At 64.3% G+C, this 17,394-nt stretch carries 19 protein-coding genes; 12 read left to right on the plus strand and 7 right to left on the minus strand.

Annotated elements, in window-relative coordinates:
- Window position 1: 1 nt before the first annotated feature.
- Window positions 2-292 carry a hypothetical protein gene (locus tag IPF49_05465; GenBank protein ID MBK6287086.1) on the plus strand — a complete coding sequence of 97 codons (291 nt, stop codon included), beginning with the start codon at window positions 2-4 and terminating at the stop codon, window positions 290-292.
- A gap of 50 nt (window positions 293-342) precedes the next feature.
- Here IPF49_05465 and IPF49_05470 read toward each other — a convergent pair whose 3' ends face one another.
- Entirely contained in the window at window positions 343-1,353 is a 1,011-nt protein-coding gene (locus tag IPF49_05470; protein ID MBK6287087.1) for a zinc-binding dehydrogenase, read from the minus strand.
- A gap of 27 nt (window positions 1,354-1,380) precedes the next feature.
- Complete coding sequence (locus IPF49_05475) at window positions 1,381-2,634, minus strand: sulfotransferase (GenBank protein MBK6287088.1); 1,254 nt, start codon at window positions 2,632-2,634, stop codon at window positions 1,381-1,383.
- A 451-nt stretch (window positions 2,635-3,085) separates the two neighbouring features.
- On the opposite strand from IPF49_05475, the gene IPF49_05480 reads away from it, so the two are divergent.
- The 4 genes from IPF49_05480 to IPF49_05495 all read left to right on the plus strand — a co-directional run bounded on the left by IPF49_05480 (window position 3,086) and on the right by IPF49_05495 (window position 6,217).
- Window positions 3,086-3,460, plus strand: coding sequence for a hypothetical protein (locus IPF49_05480; protein ID MBK6287089.1), 375 nt, complete (start codon window positions 3,086-3,088; stop codon window positions 3,458-3,460).
- A 166-nt stretch (window positions 3,461-3,626) separates the two neighbouring features.
- Entirely contained in the window at window positions 3,627-4,016 is a 390-nt protein-coding gene (locus IPF49_05485; GenBank protein MBK6287090.1) for a GFA family protein, read from the plus strand.
- A complete protein-coding gene (locus IPF49_05490; protein ID MBK6287091.1) occupies window positions 4,013-4,669 on the plus strand; it encodes a GNAT family N-acetyltransferase in 657 nt (218 codons plus the stop codon). Before IPF49_05485 ends, IPF49_05490 begins: the two co-directional genes overlap by 4 nt.
- Before the next feature lie 84 nt (window positions 4,670-4,753).
- The gene (locus IPF49_05495) at window positions 4,754-6,217 is read left to right on the plus strand and encodes an NAD(P)/FAD-dependent oxidoreductase (GenBank protein MBK6287092.1); all 1,464 of its coding nucleotides are present in this window, start codon (window positions 4,754-4,756) and stop codon (window positions 6,215-6,217) included.
- 9 nt (window positions 6,218-6,226) lie between these two features.
- Here the strand turns inward: IPF49_05495 and IPF49_05500 are convergent, their stop codons facing one another.
- The 4 genes from IPF49_05500 to IPF49_05515 all read right to left on the minus strand — a co-directional run bounded on the left by IPF49_05500 (window position 6,227) and on the right by IPF49_05515 (window position 11,533).
- Window positions 6,227-8,509 carry an NADP-dependent malic enzyme gene (locus tag IPF49_05500; protein MBK6287093.1) on the minus strand — a complete coding sequence of 761 codons (2,283 nt, stop codon included), beginning with the start codon at window positions 8,507-8,509 and terminating at the stop codon, window positions 6,227-6,229.
- Window positions 8,510-8,610: 101 nt separating this feature from the next.
- A complete protein-coding gene (locus tag IPF49_05505; protein ID MBK6287094.1) occupies window positions 8,611-8,955 on the minus strand; it encodes a YdbL family protein in 345 nt (114 codons plus the stop codon).
- Between the two features lie 39 nt (window positions 8,956-8,994).
- Window positions 8,995-9,186: a YnbE family lipoprotein gene (locus tag IPF49_05510; GenBank protein MBK6287095.1), complete on the minus strand. Its 192-nt coding sequence runs from the start codon at window positions 9,184-9,186 to the stop codon at window positions 8,995-8,997.
- A 46-nt stretch (window positions 9,187-9,232) separates the two neighbouring features.
- Window positions 9,233-11,533, minus strand: a complete 2,301-nt coding sequence (locus IPF49_05515) for a YdbH domain-containing protein (GenBank protein MBK6287096.1) — start codon at window positions 11,531-11,533, stop codon at window positions 9,233-9,235.
- Between the two features lie 302 nt (window positions 11,534-11,835).
- Here IPF49_05515 and IPF49_05520 point away from each other — a divergent pair, with 302 nt between their 5' ends.
- The 3 genes from IPF49_05520 to msrA all read left to right on the plus strand — a co-directional run bounded on the left by IPF49_05520 (window position 11,836) and on the right by msrA (window position 13,799).
- Window positions 11,836-12,687, plus strand: a complete 852-nt coding sequence (locus IPF49_05520) for an SMP-30/gluconolactonase/LRE family protein (GenBank protein ID MBK6287097.1) — start codon at window positions 11,836-11,838, stop codon at window positions 12,685-12,687.
- Between the two features lie 72 nt (window positions 12,688-12,759).
- Window positions 12,760-13,260, plus strand: a complete 501-nt coding sequence (msrB, locus tag IPF49_05525; GenBank protein MBK6287098.1) for a peptide-methionine (R)-S-oxide reductase MsrB — start codon at window positions 12,760-12,762, stop codon at window positions 13,258-13,260.
- Entirely contained in the window at window positions 13,257-13,799 is a 543-nt protein-coding gene (gene msrA, locus IPF49_05530; protein MBK6287099.1) for a peptide-methionine (S)-S-oxide reductase MsrA, read from the plus strand. Before msrB ends, msrA begins: the two co-directional genes overlap by 4 nt.
- An 87-nt stretch (window positions 13,800-13,886) precedes the next feature.
- On the opposite strand, the gene alr is transcribed toward msrA, so the two are convergent.
- A complete protein-coding gene (alr, locus tag IPF49_05535; protein MBK6287100.1) occupies window positions 13,887-14,945 on the minus strand; it encodes an alanine racemase in 1,059 nt (352 codons plus the stop codon).
- Window positions 14,946-14,961: 16 nt separating this feature from the next.
- Between alr and IPF49_05540 the strand changes: the two genes are divergently transcribed.
- The 4 genes from IPF49_05540 to IPF49_05555 all read left to right on the plus strand — a co-directional run bounded on the left by IPF49_05540 (window position 14,962) and on the right by IPF49_05555 (window position 17,019).
- Entirely contained in the window at window positions 14,962-15,138 is a 177-nt protein-coding gene (locus IPF49_05540) for a hypothetical protein (GenBank protein ID MBK6287101.1), read from the plus strand.
- 38 nt (window positions 15,139-15,176) lie between these two features.
- Complete coding sequence (locus IPF49_05545) at window positions 15,177-16,271, plus strand: PA0069 family radical SAM protein (protein MBK6287102.1); 1,095 nt, start codon at window positions 15,177-15,179, stop codon at window positions 16,269-16,271.
- Between the two features lie 279 nt (window positions 16,272-16,550).
- On the plus strand, window positions 16,551-16,790 hold the full coding sequence (locus IPF49_05550) for a DUF4160 domain-containing protein (GenBank protein ID MBK6287103.1): 240 nt from the start codon (window positions 16,551-16,553) through the stop codon (window positions 16,788-16,790).
- The gene (locus IPF49_05555) at window positions 16,750-17,019 is read left to right on the plus strand and encodes a DUF2442 domain-containing protein (protein MBK6287104.1); all 270 of its coding nucleotides are present in this window, start codon (window positions 16,750-16,752) and stop codon (window positions 17,017-17,019) included. The genes IPF49_05550 and IPF49_05555 overlap by 41 nt, the downstream gene beginning before the upstream one ends.
- The last annotated feature ends 375 nt before the right edge of the window (window positions 17,020-17,394 follow it).

Consider the following 17,394-nt stretch of genomic DNA (forward strand, 5'->3'; position numbering starts at 1 on the left):
TATGGATCGTTCACTGACAGACACGGAAAAGAACCATTACGTGGCGTGGCTGCACTCGCCCAGCGTCTCTTCCCGGACCCCTGACGAAGGGATCATCGCTTTCAAGCTGGGTTGCTTGCTGCATGTGCCGCCGTCGCGCGTGCTCAAGGCATTGCGCGGGGTGCCGGGAGTCGATCCGCAGCTGTGCCGCACCGTCGAGGAATTTGTCGCGGACGATCCGACGTTGCATTTCGTCGGTGAGGCTCCCGATCGGCTGATCAGCCTGCAAGGCGCTCCGCGAGTTGCTCGATAGCCCCGATTATATCCGGCATGCAACGGGTTGGTGCCGTTCTCCGGCGTGTACTAAACGTCGAACGTCACCATCACCTTGGCCGAATGCGTGGTGTCGCGTGCCATCGCCAGGGCCGCCATGAACTGCGGGAACGGGAAGCGATGGCTGATGATCGGATCGACATCGAGGGCGGTATCCGAGAGCATCCCGATCACCTCGGGAAATTCCCGCGGATAGCCGATCGATCCCTTGATCGCGAGTTCCTTCATCAGCAGCAACTGCAGATCGAGCGGCGCGGGCTTCTTGTGCAGTCCGACCACGACCACGCGCGCCCCGACAGGAGCAATGCGCACGATTTCCTCGAATACCGGAGTGACACCCGCCGCGTCGATGAACAGCGTGCTGCCCACGGTCGGCATGCCGTACAGATCGGCGTGTCCGTGGGCGCCGGAAAGTCGCTCGAAGGTGTTGTCGCGGACACCGTTTATGCACGTGTTGGCACCGAGTTCGGCGGCTCGGCGCAACCGTTCATCGGACAGGTCCACCACCGCGATATCGCGCACACCCTTGTGGCGCAGCGCCACGATTGCGCCGAGCCCGATGCAGCCGGCGCCGAAGATCACCACCTTGTCGGCAGGTGTGGGCAGACCGGTGTTGACCGCGTGCATCGCGACTGACAGCGGCTCGACCAGGGCCGCGCGTTCGAACGACATGGTTTGGGGGATCGCGTGCACATTCACGCCCAGCCGGGCGTTGCGTACCACCAGGCGCGGGGTGAAGGCTCCTTCCGGGCCGCCATTGCCGATATTGTCGGCGCTCATCGGATCGACCACGATGCGCATGCCGGCGTGGATTCCCTCCACCCGCTCGCCAAGCTCCACCACGGTGCCGGAGAATTCATGGCCAAGCGCCATCGGGCCCGCGGTCGCTACTGGCATGCCGCCCATTTCCACGTAGCCGACGTCGCTGCCGCAGATGCCGCAAGCCGCGGTGCGCACCACGATATCGTCGGCACCTGCCCGAGCCTCGCGCGCGGCGTCGAGACGCACATCGTCGGGGCCATGGATGTTTACCTGCAACATGGAATTCTCCTTTGAAAACGATGACACTCAGGCGTCCGCACGCACCTCGGGGAAGGCCTTGAAATAGAAATCGAAACGCGCGCGCAGCCTGGCCGGATCGACGCCGAAATCGCCTTTCAGATCGTAGACTACCCGACCGTCCTTGCCGCGCGGGTGCTGCTCGAGATAATTCAGCAGCCCGGCGCGGATATCTTCGGGCATGCCACTGCCGGCGAGCGCGTGGATGCGCTCTACCGTCTCCAGTTCATCGGCCATGAAGCAGTGGAACGGGACATCGAGGCTTTGAGTGGCGGGCCACACGGGGCGATCACGCACACAGGCGCGCAGCATATGCTCCACCCGATCGCTCCAGTAGCGGATCAAGGCTTCTGTATCGACGTGTTCGCGGCGCATGCGCTCTCCATAGGCGACCATGGTGACCGATGACTGGATCACCGCGACCGGATCGCGGTGCGTGATCACCACCGTGGCATCGGGAAAAACCGAGCGCAGCACCGGCAACTGCTCGAGATGCTGCGGGCACTTGAGTACCCAGCGATCCGGGCCGTGCAAATGCTGCAGCGTTTTCAGCACGTTGCGCATATAGCGGTAATGCGGGGTCTGGTCGCTCGCGTAGTAATGATCGCGCCAGCGCGGGGAGGGACTCAGCCATTCGAAGTTGTAGGACGCGAAATCGGGCCCCATCAATTCGAGTTCCTCGTGGATATGATCGGGGTGCATCGGATGCATCGCGGCGAGGCGCGGCAATATCGCCTGCATGCCCTCCCACGCCTCCATGCAGCGCCGGTAGCGGGGGTCGGTACCGTCGGCGAGCGGTGCTTCACCGGGCAGCGGCAGCGGCTCGTAGGATTCCCACAACGGCAGCGAGCGAAAACGCCGGTCGGTGGCCAGCAGATTGACCAGGTGGGTGGTGCCCGAGCGGGGCAGACCCGCGACGATGATCGGCTGGCGGATCTCGGTGTCGAGGATTTCCGGATGACGGTTCCACAGGTCCTGCAACAGGAGGCGGTTGCTGGCATAGCGCACCAGGTAGTTGCTGAGAGTCAGGCGCTGCAGCGGAATCATTCCGGTATCGGCGCCCCATTCGTCGACGAGCAGGCGGAGGCGGGTGCGGAAATCCTCCGGACCGAAGTCCGCGAGTCCGGTTCGCGCGCGCGCTGCGTCCAGCACCGCCTGCTCGCTCAGTTCGACCACGAGGTTGCGGGTGGCAGCGATCGCCGCGCTCTGGGGCGCGCTCAGGCGCGGATTGCACAAATCGTCCAGGCGTATGATTTCGCTCATTGCCATGATTACCCTGGCGAAGTGGATCGAAGGGTCGTTATCGATGGCATGCGAACCCCGGGATGAAAAATCTGGCCAGCGCGCAATATAGCCGATCGCCACACGGTTCTGGCAAGGATGCCGCGGGTGATCGATTGCGTTAACGTTTGTTCATATGCGCGGACGGCAGGCTCCGCGAATAGCGAGCAATTTCCACGTCCTGACCGCGGTACCGGCCAACGGCCGAGTTGCTGTCGGGGATGGGTGTCAGCGTTGTGGCAGTGGCAATTGCCGGCACCCCGGTCCCGAGCGGAGGCGGCGAGGAGGACCGGAAACCCGGGGCGCTGCACTGCCTGGCGTTTGCCGCCGTGTTCCTGGCCCTGCTGCTGCGTCTCCTGGTGCCGCGGAACGCGCGATCGAGGGTGGATCGGGCAGGTAGGTATAGCCGTGGCGCAGCTCCGGGCCTTCATTTATGCCGCTGGAATGGATGGCGGCAGCGCCTCATGTGGCGTATGCTGTGCACATGAATGAATCAAAATCCCTGCCAAGAAAGGCGTCTTTCTGGAAGACCGAGCCGTTCAAACTGATCGAACTTCGTGAAGTCGCAGCACCTGATGGCATCGAAAATGAAGACGGTACCTGGTATCGCTACCTGATCAGCCAGGGCGACAAGCCCATCCAGGGACATCGCCAAGGCACGCTCGCCAGCGTCAAGGAAGCGGTTGACGAGTTCGTGCTGCGGCTGAACGAGCGCCGCCTTGGGACCACCGGGCGCGTGCATTTCACGACCGGCGCGCGCAAGAGCACGCGTCAGCCCGCCGCAGAGGCTGCCTCCAAGAGCGACTGATCCCGGACGGATCGGCCCGGATCTCCTTTACTACCTGCAGACCGCAGGTGCGCGGCGCGTTGCTCATGCCTGTCAGCGCGTGGCTGGATTCCTCAGTGCTCGACGTGGGACTGCAGTATACCCGGGTGGCGTGGGTATACTGGCAACCGGATTCGCGGGAGTGCCGATGAAAATACACTTGGGCGGATGTCATTGCGGCGCGGTGCGCTTCGAGGTCGAGGCGTCTGCGCGGGTGACGGTGACCGAGTGCAACTGTTCGATCTGCCGGATGACCGGCTTTCAGCACCTGATCGTGCCGGCGGCGCGCTTTCGCCTGCTGTCGGATCCCGCGCTGCTGGAAAGTTACAGCTTTGGTACCGGTGTGGCCAGACACCTGTTCTGCAAACACTGCGGCATCAAATCGTTTTACGTGCCGCGTTCGAATCCCGACGGATTCAGCGTCAACCTGCGTTGCCTCGACGAGGGCAGCGTGGAGTCGGTCAGGATCGTGCCCTTCGACGGGTGTCACTGGGAGCAGCATGCGCAGGAACTCGCGCACCTGAGCAAGGACGGATGAGCGCGATCACGCTGCGACCCTGCACCGCGAACGATGTGGATATCGCGGTGCCGCTGATCCACGACTCCGGTCCGATCGCGTTTCGCTACGTTTTCTCGCAGGACCACGAAGCGCAGTCTCTCGAATTCCTCCGCTCGGCGTTCGTGAAGGGCTCCGGGCAGTTCGGTTGCGCCAATCACCTCGCGGTGGAGCGTGATGGCGCCATGGTTGCCGTGGCGGCGTCGTGGGATGCGCGCGCCAACCTGCGCCACACCCTGATCGCCGCACGCCAGATCCTCGGCTTTTACGGCCTCGCTGGCGTGGGGGTGATCGGACGCGGCATCCGCATGGAGCGTGTGGTCAAACCTGCCGTGGCGGGAGTGGCTTATCTCGGGCACCTGACGGTCGCGCCTGAATGCCGCGGCCAGGGCATCGGGCGCGAAATGCTCGGGCAATTGCTGCAGCGCGCGCGCGCTGCCGGTCATGTGCGCGCGGCACTCGATGTGGCGGTGAGCAATCCGCGCGCCCGCGCGCTCTACCAGGGGCTCGGGTTTCGGGTGCTCGACACACGCCGGTCCCGCCTGGTCGGGCGCTGGGGCAGCGTGGTGGATCACGAGTACATGGAATGCGATCTTGCGCGGTCCAGCCTGGATGCGCGTGGAGCGTCGCCGTGATCGAACCGGAACCGCTGCCGCTACTCGCGGCAGCGGCCGGGTCCCTGACAACAACAATGTACCTGCGGAAAAGGAGAACACTGCGTGGAAGATTTTGATGTTTGCGTGATCGGCGCGGGTTATGGCGGAGCAACGGTTGCCGCCTTGCTGGCACATGCGGGCTGGCGCGTCGCGCTGGTCGAGAAAACGGCGCGGGCGGGCGGCAAGACCCAGACCACCGAGCGCAAGGGATATCACTTCGAGATGTTCGGGGCGGTGGGCATTCCGGCGCACAATTCGCGCTTCCACGAATTGGTGGAACTGCTCGGGCTGGGCGACAGGGTGCACTTCGTGGTGCCCGAGGGCAATGCCGCCTCGGTGCGCTACAAGGCGACCGATGGCGAGTGGCGCACGATGTACGCACCGCTGATCGCCAGTGGCAGCGCCGGGGAAATGGAGAGCCTGAAGCGCGTGTACGGGGTGAATGATGTCGAGTTGGGAGCGCTGGCGGCGTTTTACGTTGCGCTGTTCGCGGTGGATGATGCGGCGCTCGCCGAACTCGAGAACACCGGGATGCTTGGCTGGATGGCGCAGTTCGATCTTGCCGCGCCGCTGCTGAGCCAGATCTGCATGAACCTGAATACCCTGTTCGTGGTGCCGGTGAACCGGCTCGCGGCCTCGGAGGCGATCCCGGTGCTGCGCGCCCAGGCGCTGGGTGGCGCGGGGCGCTACCACATGGGCGGTTACGGCCGCGTGGCCGAGGCCTGCGCGGATTATGTGACGGCGCATGGCGGTGCCTACTTCACCAAGCGGCGGGTGCGGCGAATCGTGATCGAGAACGGTCGCACCAGCGGCGTCGAAACCGATGACGGTGTGATCCGGGCGCGCGTGGTGGTCTCCAATGCGGGCATCCAGCCGACGGTCCTCGATCTCGCGGGTGCGGCCAGCTTCCCGCCGGAGTACGTGCAGCGAGTCGAGCGGCTCGAGCCGAGCTGGGCGATTGCCGGATATCGCTACGTGCTGGATGCGCGGGTGTTCGATGCGGCACTGATCCCGGTGTTTTCCGACCAGAGCTGGCTCGATGACGAGCGCTTCGCGCGGATGGAACGTGGTGAGTGGCCCGATGTTCCGTTGATCGCGATCGACGTGGCATCCGAGTTCGACGCCTCGCTGGTCCCGGTGCCGGGGCACCAGGTGGCGAACTGCCAGGTGTTCTGCTCTGCCGATCCCCGGTCCACGATGTGGGAGGAAGCGATCCGGCGGGCCGATGACATCCTGAACGAGCTATGGCCCGAACTGAAGAACCACATTCTGCGCAAGGAGCCCTACGGGCCAAAGCAGGTGTCGGGAATGAGCCGTGATTCAGCCGTACCCGGGGCCGGCGGCGAGGCGGTGGGCATCGCCCAGGTGGTGGGGCAGGTGGGACGCGACAAGCCTGCGGCGCGTACGCCGTTGCCGGGCCTGTACCTGGTCGGGTGCGATGCCGGAGGCAGCGGCTCCGGAACCCACCAGGCGGTGGATTCCGGATTCCGTGTTGCGCAGATGATCGACGCGGATCTGCGGGCCTGAGCGCTTCGCTCAGGATTGCTGCTCGCGCTGGCGGTGGATCTCGGCCGAGGTGAACGCGCTCATGTTGAATATGCCGCGGGGCGATACCGAGGGAATCACCACGTGCGCGGGCTTGCTGAAGCCGGTGAAGAACGGTCCGATCAGCAAGGCATCGGTGAGCGAGCGGATGATTCCGAGCGCGATATTCGCCGCGTCGAGGTTCGGCATCACCAGCAGATTGGCGCTGCCACTGAGATTGGCGTCCGGAAAGATGGTCTTGCGCAGCTGCTCGTTCATTGCGGTGTAGGCATGCATCTCGCCATCGATCTCCACCTCGGGGTGCGCCTCGCGCAGGACCCGCGCGGCAGAGCGCATTTTCAGCGCACTCGGGTACTGCGAGGTGCCGAAATTCGAGTGTGCCAGCAGCGCGACTTTCGGCGTAACCCCGAAATGGCGTACCAGGTCGATACTGGCGAGCGTGGTCTGGATGATCTGCTCCTCGCTCGGGTCGGGTGTCAGGAAGGCATCAGTCAGAAACAACGGTCCGCTCGGCAACAGCAGCGCGCACAACGATGACACGTGCTGTGCGGGATCGCCCGGTCCGAACGCACCGCGCACCGTGCGCAGATGATCCGCGAACACCCCGACCTTGCCGCAGATCATGCCGTCGGCCTCGCCCAGTTCGACCAGCACCGTCGCCAGCGCGGAGGCATTCGATCGCATCGCCATCCTGGCCGCGGCAACCGACACGCCCTGGCGCCCGACCATGCCGTGATAACACTCCCAGTAGCGCGGGTTGGTGTCGGCTTCCTGCGGATCGACGACGAGCACGTCGCGGCCGATCTCGAGATGCATCGACAGCTTGTCCATACGTGCGCGGATCTCGGTCGTACGCCCGATGAGAATCGGCTGGGCAACGCCTTCGTCCACGACCGATTTGACCGCCAGCAACACGTCCTCGTTTTCGCCTTCGGCGTAGACGATGCGTGCCTGGTGCTTGCGCGCGATGTCGATGAAAGGCTGCATGAACAGCCCGGAACGATTCACGAATTCGTGGAGCTTGCGGCGGTAGGCTTCCAGATCCTCGATCGGGCGGGTTGCGACACCGCTCTCCATCGCCGCTTTAACCACCGCAAGTGGTACGTCCTCGATCAGGCGCGGGTCGAAGGGCTTCGGAATCAGGTACTCGGGGCCGAATTTCAGCGTTTCGCCGGCGTAGGCCAGCATGACTTCGTTCGGTACCTCCTTCTCGGCGAGTCCGGCGATCGCCTTGACGCAAGCGGCCTTCATCGCATCGTTGATGGTGCTCGCGCCGCAATCGAGCGCGCCGCGGAACATGAACGGAAAACACAGCACGTTGTTTACCTGGTTCGGATAATCCGATCGTCCCGTGGCCAGTATTGCGTCGGGACGCGCCGCCAGGGCTTCCTCGGGCATGATCTCCGGGGTGGGATTGGCCATCGCGAGGATCAGCGGATGGGGCGCCATCTTCCTGACGGATTCGGCTTTCAGCACGCCCGGGCCCGACAGGCCCATGAAGATATCCGCGCCATCCATCGCCTCGTCGAGCGTGCGCAGGGGGGTTTCGCGCGCGTACTTCTGCTTCCACGGGTTCATGCCCTCGGTGCGCCCGAGATAGACGACGCCGGAGCGATCCACCAGAGTGACGTGTTCCGGCTTGAGCCCCATCGTGACCAGCAGGTCGACGCAGGCGATACTGGCGGCGCCGCTGCCCGAAACCACCATCTTCACGTCGCCGATCTGCTTGTCGACGATGCGCAGTCCGTTGTAGACCGCCGCCCCGGCGACAATCGCGGTGCCATGCTGGTCATCGTGGAATACCGGGATCTTCATCCGCTCGCGCAGTTTCTGCTCGACCAGGAAGCACTCCGGCGCCTTGATGTCCTCCAGGTTGATCCCGCCGAAGGTGGGTTCCAGCGCGGCGATGATATCGACCAGCTTGTCTACGTTCTTTTCGTCGATCTCGATGTCGAATACATCGATGTCGGCGAATTTCTTGAACAGCACGGCCTTGCCTTCCATGACCGGCTTGGCGGCGAGCGGCCCGATATCACCGAGCCCGAGCACCGCGGTGCCATTCGTCACCACCGCCACCAGGTTGCCGCGGATAGTGACGTTGGCGGCTTCGTTGGGATCCTTCTCGATCAGCTCGCAGGCATAGGCCACGCCCGGCGAGTACGCGCGCGCCAGGTCGCGCTTGTTCGCCAGCGGCTTGGTCGGAACGATGGCCAGTTTCCCCGGTGCGGGGTCGGTGTGGTAGCGGATCGAACTCTCGCGGAACGAGTCTTCCATGGGTCGGGGCTCCAGCAGGCGTGGTGCGGGTGCCTGCGGCACCCGGGTTTCAGAGAGGGGCGGGATTATAAGGAGTGCGGGCGCCCGCTGGCTACGCGGATCTACTTTTTGACCCAACTGCCGTCGGCGCCCTGGATATATTGTCCGGGCGGGGTTTTCTGAATGGCTTTCTGCGCTGCCAGCGCCTCGACCGCGCGCAGCTCGAGCTGGTTCTTGTTCGCGATTTCCTGGTAGCTGCTCCGCCGTTCCTGGTTGACTCGGGCGAGCAACTTGCCGATATCGCCCGGTGCCTGTTCCGTCACCAGACCGAGATAACCGTCACGCTGCTCGCCGATCCATCCCGCGCTCTTGGCTTCCTGCACATCGAGCGCCTGCACGCCGATCGCCCACAGCAGTGCCGTCAGTGCCACGAACATTTTGACTGTGTTACGCATGGTAGTCTCCATTGGATGTCCGTTCAGGGCGTGGTGGAATCCTCCCCGCCGCTAGAACAGACCGTTGTCCTCGTCGAACAGGGTGTCGAGTTCGCGATCGACCTTGACGCGGATCTCGTGCTCGATCTTCACGTTGAGGTTGATGGTTATGGGCTCGTCGGGTGCCTCGACCTTGACCGTGGGGGTGCAGGCGAGCAGAACCACGCTGGTGGTGAGGAGGGCGATCAGGGTCTGCTGGTTCACTGGGTTCTCCCGGGTATCGGTTTGCGCACGGCGCCAGCCGGCAGATTCAGCGTTTGGGATCCGCGACGCGCTTGTCCAGCCACTCGGTTACCCGGTTGCCGGCGCGCAGGCCTTGCAACAGGGTGCGCAAGTTGGTCTCGACTGTCAAATTCAGATGCACCGGTCGCGTGGCGTCGAGTTCGGGATTGCGTCCGCGCAACGCGGTCTGCAGGGAGAGCTTGCCATCGGCTGCGTAGTCGAGCGTTGCCTCGATTGCATCGAACTGCAGGTTCGAGAGCGCCTTGCGCGCCGTGACCAGTTCGGCCGGTTCCGCGGCACTGCCCGCAGCCGGGCGGTAACGGATCACGCCACCGTGCTCGCTCGCGACCCGGCCGGCCTCGACGGTCAGCTTGCCAGCGCTCAACTTGAGCGGGAGGCTGCCACCCACGGAGCCACTGAAGCTCAGATCCGGATTGTCGAGCAGGCGGGCGATGCGCTCCATGTCGATGGCCTTCAGGGTCAGCGTTGCGGCCAGTGGATCGGCATCCAGCGGCCCGGTATCGGACAGCTCGAAGCTGCCGCCGAGCACTTCGCCGCCGACCTGGTTCAGCCGCCAGCCGTCCGGCGCGTGCTCGAGTCGGCCGTGCAGGCGGTTGAGCGTGATACCGGCGTTGACGCTGTCGATGCGCGCCTCGAGCGGGGCGAATGCCGCCATTGCTCCATCACGGTAATCCACGCTGAACGGCGTGATATCGAGGCCTGCAATACCGATGCCCGATACCATCGCGAACATGCGCGTGGCCTCGCCATCGGCGCGCATTCGCAGGTGCCCGGGGGCCTGGTCGAGACGCAGCGTGGCGCGCACCCTGGCAGCCTGCAGGTCGCCGCCAAACAGTGTCTGCCGTGGGCCGAGCAGCGTGCCCAGCAAGCCCTCACCCCATTTCCATGGGTCCGTATCGAGCGTGGCGCGGGCACGGGTGGTGGATTTCGTGTTGTCATGGGTGACGCTGAAATCCAGCAGCCGGCCGATTGCCTTCGTGTCGAGCTGGCCGCGTGCGGTGAGCGCCGCGCTGTTCCCGCTTGCGTTCAGCAGCAGGGCGAGAGGCGCAACCTCGTGCTTGCGGTAATTGGCATGCAGCACCGCGTTCAGTGCGCCTTCCCAGCGACCGTTCTGCCAGGATGCGTTGTCGATTGCACCCTCGGCGTCGATCGTGGTGGCGAGCGTGCTGTTGGCGAGCTGCGCGCTGAAGCGCAGCGGTGGGGCGAGCAACGGGGTATCACCGCCGGCCCAGACGGCGGCCGCCGCGATATCCGCGTGCAGGGTGTCCAGGTGCCACTCCTGCCAGGCCGCGTCTTCGATGTGCAGCGCTCCGCTGTCGAAGCGCAGTGTTTGCGGGTTGAAATCGGCATCGAGATGCAGCGTCAGCGGGGCCCCCAGTATCAGTCCGGTGTTACCGGAGCTCGCGGTGCAGCTGTCAACGGTAGCACTCGAGACTCCCGTGGAAAGAACCTCGAGCCTGGCCTCGCAATGCCAGCTTGCCGCGCCGTCCGCGGTTGCGAGCTTGCCACTCGCCTGCAGCGTGGCCTGCGCCAGTGCGGTTCGGGCAGCGAACAGATCGCTGCTGCCGGCAGCGCGGATCTCGAGCTCGCGCAGCTGTTGATCGCGCAGGGTGATTTCCGCCGCCTGCAGCGTGAAGCGCCAGTCGGCGCCGCTGTCATTGGCGAGAATCGTCAGCGTTCCGGATGCCGCAAGCGGGGCGCCGCTTTGCCATGTCAATTGCCACGCCGGTTGCTGCGCGGAACCGGTGTCCGCCTCCCATTGCAGCGACACCGCCGGTGAGCCAGGCGCGCGCAACAGCGCGTTGCCGCTGGCGGCGCCGTGCTCGAAGTCGATGCTCCCTTCGATCAGCGGCGCGCCGTCGGCGTCAGCAATGGAGAAATGGCTGGCCTGCGCGTGCATGCCCGCGATGCGCGGCCACCACTCGCTGTTCCAGAAGCGTGGCAGCGGCGTGAGGCTGGCGTTCGCGGGGTCCGTGGCCGCGAGGCGCAATTCGAGTTGCCCGGTTTCGATCGATTGTGGCGCCAGCGTCAGCGGCCACCAGTGCTCGATGCTCCAGCGCCAGCGTGTGGCACCCAGTTTCAGCGCGTGGCCATCCTGTTCTGCGGACAGCAAAGCGAGTTCACCGCCGAATGCCGAAACCCGCAACCCGCGTACCTCGTGCACCACCATGCCCGCGGGCAACTGCCGGTTCAGCATGCCCAGCAGCGTTTCCGGGTGACGGTTGAGCCACATCGCGGTTGCCGCCATCAGCAGCGCGAGGCACAACAGCAACAATGACAGTATGGTTCGGATGCGATGTTTGAGCATGGGGGCGATTGTGCCGCTTTTGGACGGTTTATACGATGCCGGCGCACGCTAACCGCACCCGCTTGCCTCGCTGCGTCGAATCGTTGCTGCGCCGCTATCGTGCGCACCAGGGGCGCGCCCTCGAGGCGCGAACACCGCGGGAACTTTGTGCGCTTTCGCGAGCCCAATGGTTCGTTATACCCGTGACTGGAAATCGACGGGCGTGGCGGTCGACTGGGCGCCACGCGGCGCAGCTCGCAGTGGGCGAGGGTATTGCGTAGCTCGATACTTTTTGACGCCGCCGTGGAAAAAGGTAATTGAACATGGACTACCAGGCACGAACGCTGGCCAGCGGTTTTGCATTTCCGGAGGGGCCGCGCTGGCGCGAGGGGTATTTGTGGTTTGCGGATCAGCACGATGGACTGGTGCGCTGTCTGTCGCCTGTTGGCGCCGTGATCGAGGTGTTCCGCCTGCCGGGAAATCCCTCGGGCATCGGCTGGTTGCCCGATGGTGACATGCTGGTGGTGTCCATGCATGAGCGGCGTCTCTATCGCCGCACTTCCGGAGCGCTCGTGGTGCATGCCGAACTGGGCGTGGTGCACGCGCACCACAGCAACGATATGGTGGTCGATGGGCAGGGGCGCGCCTATGTGGGCAATATCGGTTTCGATTTTCATGGCGGAGAAGAAGTACGCAGTACGGCGATGGCGCTGGTTCTGCCCGATGGCACGGTGGAGCTCGCGGCAGATGGGCTGGCGTGCCCCAATGGCACCGTGATCACGCCCGACGGCCGCACCCTGATCGTCGCGGAGTCCCTGGCCAGTCGTCTCACCGCGTTCACCATCGACGAGGCGGGGCGTCTTGCGGACCGACGGGTGTTTGCCGAGCTGGCCGAAGCGGGTGTGCCGGACGGCATCTGTCTCGATGCCGAGGGTGGTGTGTGGGCCGCGCTGCCCTATGCCCGGGCAGCGGTGCGGGTATGCCAGGGCGGAGCGATCACGGACCGGGTGCCGGTCGAGGGTGCGCTGCCCTACGCCTGTATGCTGGGCGGCGATGATCGGCGCGATCTCTACCTCTGCGTTGCGCCCGATCACGATCCCGCAAAAACGCTGGAGTTGCGTGGCGGGCGCATCGATGTGGCCCGCGTCGCGGTGCCGGGCGCCGGTTGGCCGTGAGCGCCCGCGAGTGATCGGATGCGATGCGGATTGCGTATCCGGCATGTATGCGCCGTCGCGCAAGGAGCGAACATGAATCGACGCAAGGTATTGAGCGGGTCGCTGAAGTTGCTGGCGGCGAGTCTGCTGCCGTCAATCCCGAGAACCGTGCTGGCCTTCGACAAGCTCGCCAAGTCGAACGCGGAATGGCGTGCCCTGCTGCCCGCGCCAGCCTACCGTGTGTTGTTCGAGGAGGCGACCGAGCCGGCGCGAAGCAGCCCGCTCGATGAGGAGAAGCGCGCCGGAACCTTTGTCTGCGCGGCCTGTTACCTGCCGTTGTTCGACAGCGAGAAGAAGTACGAGAGCGGCACCGGTTGGCCCAGTTTTTTCGATGTGCGCGCAGACGCGATCGGCACCCGGACCGATTACCGGCTGATCTTGCCGCGAACCGAGTACCATTGCGCGCGTTGCGGCGGGCACCAGGGACATGTGTTCAAGGACGGCCCGCCACCGACCGGGCTGCGTTATTGCAACAACGGGCTTGCGCTGCGCTTCGTGCCCGCCGCCGACGCCCTGCCGGAGTTACGCACATGAGCCTGTTGCGGATACTCGTCCTCGGGCTCGCCGCAGCTTTTGCGGTGGTCCCGGCGATTGCCGAGGAGAAACTGGTGGAGGCGCCTGCCACGGCGGTGTTCGCCGGTGGCTGCTTCTGGTGCATGGAGGCCGACTTCGAGAAATTGCCGGGTGTGATTGCCGTTGAGTCGGGCTACAGCGGCGGGCATACCGCGAACCCGGACTACAAGACGGTGGGCAGCGGCGATACCGGCCATGCCGAGAGCGTGCGCGTGCATTACGATCCGGGTGTCGTGAGCTACGCTCGACTGCTCGATTATTTCTGGCGTCATATCGATCCGACCGTTGCGGATCGCCAGTTCTGCGATATCGGCAGCCAGTATCGCGCCGTAATTTTCTACGCCGATGAAGCGCAACACCAGGCGGCCGAGAGCAGCAAGGCTGCGCTGCTCGCTTCGGGCCGCTTCAAGCAAATCCGCACCGAAATCGTGCCCGCCGCGGAGTTCTTCGTGGCCGAGGACTATCACCAGGACTACTACAAGAAAAATCCATTGCGCTAGGCCTATTACCGGCGTAGCTGCGGGCGCGATGCGCGCGTCGCCGAGCTGTGGGGAAGCGCGTACTGACGCGCGGTGCGCCGCGGGTGCCTACAGGCAGATCCGGGTGACCCGTTTGCTGACGCCGGTGAGCAGCTGATAGGCGATGGTTCCGGCATGAGCGGCGATGGTCTCGACCGGCAAACCCTCTCCCCACAACACGGCAGCATCACCGATACGCACATCGGGCAACTCGCCGACATCGACCGTGATCATGTCCATCGAGGGTCGGCCAGCCAGCCGTGCCATGCGGCCATTGATCAATACCGGCGTCCCGTCGGGCACCTGGGTCGGATAACCGTCAGCATACCCTGCACTGATCGTCGCGATACGGGTGTCATGCGGTGCGACCCAACGCCCGTTGTAGCCCACCGCCGCACCTGCGGGCACATCGCGCAAGGCGATCACCCGCGCGGTCAGCGTCATCACCGGACGCAATTCGCGGTAGCCGGCAATCGGGGTGACACCGTAGAGCATCAGGCCCGGGCGCACCCAGTCACGATGACTTGCGGGCCAGCCGATGATGCCGCCCGAGTTGGCAATGCTGGCCGGCAGGCACGCCGTTGCATTGGCGCTGTCGAAGCGCTCGATCTGGGCCACGGTCAGCGGGTGAGCAGCTTCCTCGGAGCGTGCGAAATGCGTCATCGCCACCAGCCGGGTTGTCGCCTGGGCGTCGAGCAGCCGCTGGCGCACCGCGGCGAGTTGCGCGGGCGCAAAGCCGAGCCGGTTCATGCCGGTGTCGATCTTGATCCATGCGCCGAAATCCGCCGCCGGGGGTTCGTGTCCGAACAACGCCAGTTGCTCGGGCTGGTGCAGTACTGGCGTCAGTGCATGGGTGCGGCAGAGCTGCCACTCGGCGCGGTCCAGGAAGCCCTCGAGGATCACGATCGGACGCGTGGTTTGCTCGCGCAGTTCCATGGCTTCGTCGATATGCGCCACCGCAAACGCGTCGGCTGCATCGAGTGCCGGCAGCAGGCCGCGCAGGTCGTGGCCGTAGGCATCGGCCTTGACCACGGCCAGCAACTGGCTGCGCGGTGCCAGGCGACGTACACACTCGAGGTTATGCCGCAGGTTGTCGAGATGGATGTGGGCTTCGATCTTTAGCGCCATGAATCGTTGATGCTGCGTGCTGTCGGGACGCGCATCATACCCCGCCGGGCTGGGGCAGGTACTCAACTCGCTGAGCAGTGGCGTGCCGATTGCGGAACGGGTCAGTCACGATATCGTGAAAGGGGTATGGGGGCGCATCATCGAACCACTGCACGAGATCATCCAGATCAAGTGCCTCGTGGCTGGACAATGATACTGTAAATACATACAGTTATTCCCGGGGCGAAGTTAATGCCCGGGAGGAATCAGGTGAACGTTGCAGCGGGACCACAAAAGGGTCGTGGCGCCATCGGCAATCCCCGGGGGCGCTTCGACGCCATTACGCGCGAGCGCGTCGATGACGGATGGGAGCAGGATGGAGCCGCGCCGGCGCGTGCGCTCCAGGAACTGCTCCCGGAGCAGGCGCGCACCATCATCGCGCGCAACAGCTCGCCCGACGTTCCGTTCAGCCAGTCGATAAACCCCTATCGCGGTTGTGAGCACGGCTGTATCTACTGCTACGCGCGTCCGACCCACGCGTATATCGACCTGTCGCCGGGGCTCGATTTCGAACGCCGTATCCGGTTCAAGCAGAACGCACCCGAATTGCTCGAACGTGAACTCGCGCATCCGCGTTATCGCTGCGAGCCGATCATGCTCGGCGCCAACACCGATCCCTACCAACCGGCGGAGGCCGGACTCGGCATTACCCGGCGTTTGCTGGAAGTGTGCCTGAAGCATTCGCAGCCAGTTTGCGTGATCACCAAGTCGGCGCTGGTGCTGCGCGATGCGGACCTGCTCGAGGAACTGGCACGCCGCAGGCTTTGCCATGCCCATATCAGCGTCACCACGCTCGATGACGCATTGAAAAGAAAACTCGAACCGCGCACGGCTTCGGGCAGGGCACGCCTGCGCGTCGTGGCGGATCTCGCCGCGCGCGGTATCGCGGTAGGTGTGCTGGTGGCGCCGGTCATTCCGCTGATCAATGACGCCGGGATCGAGGCCATTCTCGAGTACGCTGCACAAGCCGGTGCGCGTCGTGCCGCCTGGATCCTGCTGCGGCTGCCACACGAAGTCGGACCGCTGTTTCGCGAGTGGCTCGCCACGCACTATCCAGAGCGCGCGGAGCATGTGATGAGCCTGATCCGCCAGAGCCGCGAGGGGCGCGAGAACGACTCGCGTTTTGGCTCGCGAATGCGCGGTTCGGGCCCCTACGCCGACTTGATCGGACAGCGCTTCAAGCTGGCCGCGCGGCGTTTTGGCTTGAATGATGCAAACTGGCCGGCACTCGATACCGGCCAGTTTGCCGCGGTCCACAACCCGCCGCCCCAGCTTCTGCTGTTCTGATCCGATGAGGTATGCTGCGCGCTCGAGATACTGACGGGGCCGCGGCGGATCCCGCAGCCATTGACGATTCGCACGCTGCGTTTGTATATCGGCTTTCGCAATCCGGTGCGCCTGCACTCGGCGCTGAGTTAGCGGTGACCAATGGAGTTTGAGCGGACGTGCAGCTAACCAGAGAGTGTCGACTTTTTCGCAGGAATTCCCCCGCCATACCGCTTCGCGGGCCCGTCGTCGGTTGAACTCAAACGCTATGCGTCAACACCGCGGACTGGAAGCTTGTTCATGAGTCCAACAGTTTTTCGCAAAGGCGGATTCCGGTTCTACTTCTTCTCGCGCGAAGAGCCCCGCATACACGTCCACGTGCACTGCGCAGACGGAGAGGCAAAGTTCCGGCTTGAGCCTCAAGTCGGACTGGCGCAGAATCCTGGCTTAAACGACCGCCAGCTTCGGGCTGTGCAGTCACTCATTGAGGCACACGAGCATGAAATCCGCGCCGCGTGGGCAAAGCATTTCGGAGGCTGAAGTTACAAACGTATCGGTTCACGGCTTTTGGTTGCTGCTCACTGAGGAAGAACTGTTTGTTCCATTTGCACATTTCCCCTGGTTTCGGAACGCTACTTTCGGTGCCATCACGCGCGTTGAATGGCCGTCTCCAAACCACTTGTACTGGCCGGACCTGGACATCGACCTGGCCGTTGAATCGCTCCGTCATCCAGAGAGATTCCCTCTGGTATCCAAAGTTGACGCATAAACAAATCGCGGCAGCCAAGGTGATCCTGGTCGCTTCGCTCCCCGCGCCGTGAGTCTGAGCTCGGCCGCGGCAACGTACTGACTTGCGCTGTCCTTGACCCGGAGATGCCTGCCCCGCAAATGTTTGGCGCGTGCGTTGGTGCAGAAGAAGGTAGCTCGTGTGCGTCCGCTATCCAGGGCCGTTCTGTCGTGGGGCATTGCAACAGGGGCAGGCATTATGAGCAGCTTATTTGTCGTCCTGGTCCATGGCCGTGGCACGACTAACAGGTGCTCCATACAGTCAGTCCTGCCTATGGTCGACAATGCGCTACAGCCGACGTTGGTCTCCTCGCTTCACTCCTCGACCCTCGCGACCGAACTCCACCGTTACAGGTCA

Source organism: Gammaproteobacteria bacterium (assembly GCA_016705365.1).
In the GTDB taxonomy this organism is placed as follows: Bacteria; Pseudomonadota; Gammaproteobacteria; order Pseudomonadales; family UBA5518; genus UBA5518.